Source organism: Nocardioides sp. (genome assembly GCF_035429765.1).
In the GTDB taxonomy this organism is placed as follows: domain Bacteria; phylum Actinomycetota; class Actinomycetes; order Propionibacteriales; family Nocardioidaceae; genus Nocardioides.
Window position 1 is genome coordinate 1 of the sequence record NZ_DAOMFK010000151.1, and the last position, 7,487, is coordinate 7,487.

4 protein-coding genes are annotated in these 7,487 nt (G+C 74.5%); all 4 read left to right on the top strand.

The window, feature by feature from the left end:
• Positions 1–3,241 (top strand): fibronectin type III domain-containing protein (locus PLP61_RS12755; RefSeq protein ID WP_324503106.1); only part of this gene is annotated, 3,241 nt, incomplete at its 5' end.
• 31 nt (positions 3,242–3,272) lie between these two features.
• Positions 3,273–4,241 (top strand): AAA family ATPase, encoded by a 969-nt coding sequence (locus tag PLP61_RS12760; RefSeq protein ID WP_324503107.1) that lies wholly within the window; start codon positions 3,273–3,275, stop codon positions 4,239–4,241.
• 8 nt (positions 4,242–4,249) lie between these two features.
• Entirely contained in the window at positions 4,250–5,458 is a 1,209-nt protein-coding gene (locus PLP61_RS12765) for a DUF58 domain-containing protein (protein WP_324503108.1), read from the top strand.
• On the top strand, positions 5,455–7,487 hold a 2,033-nt coding region (locus PLP61_RS12770), incomplete at its 3' end, for a transglutaminase domain-containing protein (protein ID WP_324503109.1). The genes PLP61_RS12765 and PLP61_RS12770, both read left to right, overlap by 4 nt.

A 7,487-nucleotide genomic window follows, 5' to 3' on the forward strand; every position in this document is an offset into this window, starting at 1 on the left:
CGCGCGGGCCACCGGCACCGCCCGGGTCGCGGTGGCCCCGCCCGCCAGCCCGCCCCGGCCGCTCGCGCTGCCCGACACGCTCACCGTGGAACCGGGTCGCACCGCCACCGTCGACCCCCTGGCCAACGACGTGATCGCGGCGGGGGACCGGGTGGTCGTGGAGCTGGTGCAGCCTCCGGCGGGGGTCCGGCTGGCCTCGCCGACCGGACCGGTCACGGTGGCGACGCCCGGGGGAGCCCCGGGCCGCACCGTGGAGGTCGTCTACCGGCTCAGCAACGGCCTGGAGAGCTCCCAGGCCACCGTCACCGTGCGCACCGCGGCCCCGTACAACAACCCCCCGGTCGTCTTCGACGCGTTCGGCCGGGACACGCCCGCTCCCACCGTCCGGATGGACGTGCTGTCCGCGGCGTACGACCCGGACGGTCCCTCGTCGGGCCTGCGGGTCACCGACGTCACCGCGCCGCCAGGGACCCCGGTGTCGGTCTCGCGGGGCCGGATCACGGTCACCAAGGCCGCGCAGCCGACGGTGCTCGCCTTCCGGGTGGAGGACGCCGACGGCGGGGCGGCGATGGCCCAGCTGTTCGTCCCCGGGCGGGTCGCCGCGCTCCCCACGGTCAAGCCCGACGCCCGCATCTCGCTGGCCCCCGGGGAGTCACTGCGAGCGCGGTTGTCCGACTACGTCGACAACCCCGCCGGCAGTGCCGTCCGCTTCACCGCTGCCGACGCGGTGACGGGCTCACCGGCGGCCGGGGTCGAGGCCCAGGTGACCGGCTCCGCGACGTTCTCCGTCCGGGCCACCCCCGGCTACACCGGGCCGGGCGCGGTGTCGTTCGTGGTCACCGACAAGGGCGCCAACACGCCGGGTGCTCAGCGGGTCGTGCTCACCGTGCCGGTCCAGGTCGGCTCCTCGGCGCCGGTGCTGCGCTGCCCCACCGACCCGGTCACGGTGCCTCAGGGGGGCAGCATCGCGCTGGACGTCGGCGTGATGTGCAACGTCTACACCCCCGACCCCGCCGACCGGTTCGGCCTCTCCTACTCCGCCGAGTGGGCCGGCCCCGTCGCGGGGCTCACCCTGGCCACCCGGACCGGGAATCCGCTGGTGGTCTCCGCGGACCCCTCCGCCCGCGTCGGCCGCGAGGGTCTGCTGCTGGTGCGGGCCGGGCGCAGCGAACCCGACCGGCTGCGGGTCCGGGTCGGCGGTGCCGGCGCACCCGCCCTCTCGCCCATCCAGATCTCCGACCTGAAGGCCGGCGAGACCCGGCGCGTCGACCTCGCCAGCCACTTCACCGCCGGGGTCGCCACCCCACGGCCCACGGTTGTGCAGGTCGCCCGGCTGGCAGGCACCGGCGTCGAGGTCACCCCCGTCGGCGGCTCCACGGTCCTGGTCCGAGCGGACGCCCGGGCGTCCGGACACGCCGAGTTCAGGATCGTGATGAGCGACGCCGGCCCGACGGCGCAGCGGGCCAGGCTGGCCAGCAACGTGCTGAGCCTGGACCTGCTCTCGGTGCCCGAGACACCCCGGCCACCGGTGCCGGGCGCCGGCGTCCGCAACGGGGAGGTGCACCTGACCTGGGCCGCCCCGCGCGCGAACGGAGCCTCGATCGACTCCTACGAGGTCCGGGTCAGCGACGGCTCCAGCCGGCGCTGCGCCACCACCTCCTGCGACATCACCGGCCTCACCAACGGGCGCAGCTACCGGTTCAGCGTCCGAGCCCACAACGCCGTCGGCTGGTCGGACCCGAGCGCCCCGTCGCGCAGTGCCCAGCCCGACGCCGTGCCCGGGCCGGTCGGTCAGATCCGGCTCACCAAGCAGGGGGACGGGGCGCTGACGATCGCCTGGAGCCCGCCGCAGACCGTCACCTCCCACGTCCACAAGTACCTCGTGACCTGGCGTGGCGGCGGGCGAGGCTTCAGCACCGGCCCCTCCTTCATCGCCACCGGCCTGGACAACGACAAGACCTACCGGTTCACCGTCTACGCCATCAACGACAAGGGGATGGGTGAGGGCCGGACCTCGTCACCGTTCCAGTCCGCCGGCAGGCCGGGGCGGCCCGCGGCGCCGACCATCGCCGACACCCCCTCGGGCTCCGGGGACACCGCGACGCTGACGGTCACGTGGCCTGAGGTGGAGGCCAACGGCCCCTACCCGGTCCTGTACACCCTGTCGCGCAACGGCGTGGGAGTGCCCCAGTGCCAGGGCGTCCCGACCACGTCCTGCACCATCGAGGGGGTGCCCTACGACGGACGGACCTACTCCTTCGCGGTCGGTGCCTACGCGGGCAGGAACTACAGCCAGGGCCCCGCGAAGGGCTGGCAGGCCGTGGCCAGACCGGCGGAGTGGGGCCGGTGGACGGTGGACGCCACCGGCGTCGACGGCCAGGCCCGCGCCGACTTCGTCGTACCCAGCTCCCGGGGCCGGCGCTCGGACGTGTCGATCTGGGTGGACGGCGTCCAGCGGTTCTTCCGCTCCGACCTGTCCGGCGCGGTCAGCCGCACCTTCTCGGTGGGCGACAACGACGGTCCGCACACGGTGTGGCTGCGGGTGTGCAACGAGAAGGGCGAGAGCGACGGCGGCTGCACCGACTCGAGCCGGCTCCAGGTGCAGACCTACGGTCCCCTGGAGACCTACCACATCCTGGCGATCCGCTCGGTGGTGGACGGCACCCGCCTGCGGTGGGAGGTCGACGTCGACACCAACGGCGCCCCGGCCAGCGTCCTGCTGGAGAGCAGCGCCCGGCCCGACCTCCGCTTCACCCTCACCGGGGTGGACAGGCAGACCGTGCGCACCGAGTTCCTCGACCTGGGCTACTCCGCCCGGGAGGAGGTGCGGATCACGCTGTTCGACGACTCCGAGCGCGACCGCGGCCCGGTGCTCAAGCGGGCGGTCGACACCACCCCCGACCCGCCGGATCCCGTCGTGCAGGTGCGCCGGGGCAGCCTGTGCAGCGACGATCCCGCCTCCCCGCTGCCGCGCTGCCACCCCCCAGGAGCCGGCCCGGACTGCGTCGACCCCAGCTGCGGCTTCGTCGAGCTGGTGCCCGCACACTTCCTCTCCCCGGTGACCTGCGACCTCACCGTGCAGGGAGGCGCCGGCGACGTGACCACGGTGGGCCCGATCCCGGACGACGCGCCGTTCGAGACCTCGTTCTACGTCGGCTCGCCCGGCGACTGGGTCAGGGCCGAGTGCCACGACGCCTCCGGGACCCGGTCGGACGACGACCGGTACACCTGGCCCGGTTAGCCTTGCTCGCCCCCACCACGGAAAGAGTTCCATGACGATCTCGCTCGAACAGGCCGGCTGGTTCCGACAGACCTTCGACCAGCTGACCGACCACATCGAGAAGGCCGTGCTCGGCAAGCGGCACGTGGTCCGGCTGGCCCTGACCTGCCTGCTGTCGGAGGGGCACATCCTGCTGGAGGACTACCCGGGAACCGGCAAGACGATGCTGGCCAGGGCGCTGGCCAACACCGTGCGGGGCAGCCACGCCCGCATCCAGTTCACCCCGGACCTGCTGCCCTCCGACGTCACCGGAGTCACGGTCTACGACCAGCACAAGCAGACCTTCGAGTTCCACCCGGGACCGATCTTCCACACGATCGTCCTCGCGGACGAGATCAACCGCGCCTCGCCCAAGACCCAGTCGGCGCTGCTGGAGGTGATGGAGGAGGGCCGGGTCACCGTCGACGGCGCGCCGCACAGCGTGGGCCACCCCTTCATGGTGATCGCCACCCAGAACCCCATCGAGCAGGCCGGCACCTACCGCCTGCCCGAGGCCCAGCTGGACCGCTTCCTGATGAAGACCTCCCTGGGCTACCCCGACCGCACGGCCACCGCCGAGCTGCTGGCGAACGCCAAGATCCGGGACCGGGCGGCGCTGGTGGAGCCGGCCATCACCGCGGGCACCATCGCCCAGATGTCCGGGCTGGCCGACGACGTGTACGTCGACCCGGCGGTCATCGGCTACGTCGCCGAGCTCGGCGAGGAGTCCCGGCGTACCCCTCATGTCCGCCTCGGACTCTCCCCGCGGGGGTGCCTGGCGCTGGTCAGGGTGGCCAAGACCTGGGCCGCGGCCGACGGCCGCGACCACGTCGTCCCGGACGACGTCAAGGACCTCGCCGAGCCGGTGCTCAGCCACCGGGTGCTGCTGGACGCCGAGGCGCAGTTCGCGGGGGTCACCGTCGAGGCGGTCATCAGCCGTCTGCTCGAGGCCGTGGCGCCGCCCACCGACCGGGTGGCCTGAGGTCCGTCGTGGGCGAGTCGGCAGCACAGCCCGGGCGCCGGTGGCGCGCGGACCCGTGGTGGCGGGTGATCCGGCCCACGGGCTGGACCGTCCTGGTCCTTGGGCTGCTCGCGGGAGTCCTCGCGGCCGCCGCCGGGTGGCGGGAGCTCGCCGTCGTCGCCGCCGCCTGCCTGCTGCTCCTGCTGCTCGCCGTGCCCTTCCTTCTCGGCCGGACCCGGGTCCGGGTCGACCTCCAGGTCGACCCGCTGCGGGTGACCGCCGGGGACTCCGTCGCGGCAGGGCTGCGGCTGACCAACCTGGCCCCGGGGCGCATGCTGCCGACGGTGCTCGAGGTGCCGGTCGGGTCGGGCGGGCACCGCTACCACGTGCCCGTGCTGGGTCCCGGCGCGCACCACCAGGAGACGTTCACGATCCGCACCGAACGGCGCGGCGTCATCCCGGTCGGCCCGGTGACCACGCGGCGCGGCGACCCACTCGGGCTGTTCTCCCGCGACGTGGTCCGCACCGAGTCCGTCGAGGTGCTGGTCCGGCCCCGGATGGTGCCCCTCGACTCGCTGGGGGCCGGCCTGCTGCGCGACCTGGAGGGTGTGTCGATCGACGCCGTCTCTGCCAGTGACCTCGCCTTCCACGCGCTGCGCGAGTACGTGCCCGGCGACGAGCTGCGGCACGTGCACTGGCGCTCCTCGGCGAAGGCGATGGCCGCCGCGGGGGAGACCCAGCTGCTGGTCCGGCAGTACCTCGACACCAAGCGGAGCCACGCCACCGTGGTGGTCGACGACCGCGAGGACTCGTGGGCCGACCCGGAGGACTTCGAGACCGCCCTGTCCGTGGCGGCCTCCCTGGCGATGCGGGCGCTGCTGGACGAGTTCACCACGTCCTTCGTCTGCGGGTCCCAGGTGGCCTCCGGGGGCAGCGGGCACGCGGCCCTCGACGCGGTGTGCCGGGCGGGGTTCGGTCGCGCCGGGCTGGTCGGCGTCGCCCAGCGGGCCGTCGCGGTCGCTCCGGACACGAGTCTGCTGTTCGTGGTGAGCGGGCCGGGTGTCGGCTTCACCGAGCTCAGCCGCGCGGCGGCGGTCTTCGGCCCGGAGGTGCGCCGGATCGTGATGGTCGTGGACGCCACGGCGACGACCGGCGTCACGGCGGTCGACGACGTGCCCCTCCTCCGGCTGGCCGGTGCGCGCGACCTCGCCGGGCTGCTTCGCTGGAGCGTCTCGTGAGCACCCGGTGGCGCGAGGCCTGCGTGGACGGCGCGTTCCTGCTCACGCTCAGCGGGGCCGCCCTGCTCGGGCTGGCCGGCACCTTCACCGGCTGGCAGTTCTGGCTGGTCGGGATGGCCGGTGTGCTGCTCGGCGGCGGCCTCACGGTGCTCAGCCAGGCGCGGGGGTGGCCGATCCTCGCGCCTGCGCTGCTGGTGACCGTGGCCTTCTTCCTGCTCGGGGGAGTGCTGTGCCTGCGCACGTCGGACGCGGCGCCACCCACCCCGGCCGGCTGGCGGCTGCTCACCGACCAGCTGCTCCACGGCTGGAAGGACCTGCTCACCACGCTGCCGCCCGTCGACGGGTCGGGCCCGCTGCTGGTGCTGCCCTGGGCGCTCGGGCTACTCGCCGGAGCCGTCGGGATGGCACTGGCCCGGCTCGGCGCCGGTCCCCGGTGGCTGCGCGCCGCCGCTCCGCTGGTGGCGCCGACGGCGCTTCTGGTCGTGGTGATCCTGCTCGGCCTGGCCCGGCCGCAGTCGCTGTGGGTCCAGGGCGTCGTCTTCGCCGGGACGGCGCTGGCCTGGCTGGTGGTGCGTGGGCAGCGCACGCCGGTGTCGGTCAGCGGTGGCCGGGGCGTGGTGGGCCGGCTGCTCGCAGGGGCGGCCCTCCTCGGCCTTGCCGCCCTGCTCGCGCTGCCGGTCGGCACCTTCGCGCTGGGCTCCGACACCCACCGCGAGATCCTGCGGACCCGGGTGGACCCCCCCTTCGACGTGGGGCAGTACCCCTCGCCCCTCGCGTCGTTCCGCCGGTTCGTGAAGTACCCCCGCACCCCGCCGCCGGAGAACCTCTACGACGCCACCCTGTTCACCGTCCGCGGCGTGCCCGCCGGCACCCGGGTCCGCCTCGCGGCGCTCGACCGCTACGACGGGGTGGTGTGGGGTGCGGCCAACCACACCATCCCCGGGGCGACCAACGACACCTACCAGCGGGTCTCCTCGCTCGTCGACAACCCGGTCGAGGGTCGCCCGGTGACGGCGACCGTCACCGTGGGTGAGGGCTACAGCGGCGTGTGGCTGCCGCTGGTGGGCGCGCTCCAGTCACTGACGTTCCGGGCGGGCGACGTCGACGCCAAGGAGGAGTCGTTCCGCTACAACCTGGCCGCTGCCACCGCGGTGGTGCCCGCCGGCGTGCACCCGGGCGACCGCTACGCCTTCACCGCCGTCCTCCCCGACGACACGCTGGATCCCGACGCCGCGCCGTACCCCGCGGTCGGTGAGGCGGCGGGCGCAGCTGCCTTCCTGCAGACCCAGGCGCAGGAGTGGACCTCGGCGGAGACCGACCCGGTCCGGCGGGTCCTCGCCGCAGCCCGCCACCTGAAGGAGGAGGGCAAGTACTCCGACGGGGTCGCCCAGGCGGAGAAGGCCTTCTACGCCGGGCACCACGAGCGGCGACTCGGGCCGGACTTCGTCAACGCCCCGATCATGGCCGGCAACGACGAGCAGTACGCCGCGGTGATGGCGCTGCTCGCCAACCGGATCGGGGTCCCGGCGCGGGTGGTGATGGGCGCGGTGCTGCCCGAGGGCGGCCGGGTCACCGGGGCCGACGTCTCGGCCTGGGTCGAGCTGCAGGTCGCCGACGGCAGCTGGCGGACCCTGCCGACCGAGATGTTCATGGGCCGGGAGCGGCCGGCCAAGCTGCCGCCGCAGAGCCGGCGCCAGCTCACCGGGGTGAACATCCCCCCACCGGCCCCGGTTCCCCCTCCGTCGGTCACCGGGGACCAGACCGAGGCCGAGGCCAAGCCCCGTCACCAGCAGAGCACCGAGGATGACCACGCCACGGCCGGGGGGCTGCCGGGGTGGGTGCGTGCCCTCCTGGTGGGGGTGGCCGCACCGCTGCTGGCCCTGGCCACGGTGCTGGCGGGGGTGGTGCTGGCCAAGGTGGGCCGGCGGCGCTACCGCCGTCGCCGGGGGCGTGCCTCGGCTCGCATCGTCGGTGCCTGGCGCGAGCTGGTCGACCACGCCCGCGACCTGGGCCGGCCGGTGCCGGTCGG

Coding starts and splice junctions, on each gene's coding strand:
- PLP61_RS12760 (WP_324503107.1), top strand. CDS start 3,273: ATGACGATCTCGCTCGAACAGGCCGGCTGGTTCCGACAGACCTTCGAC.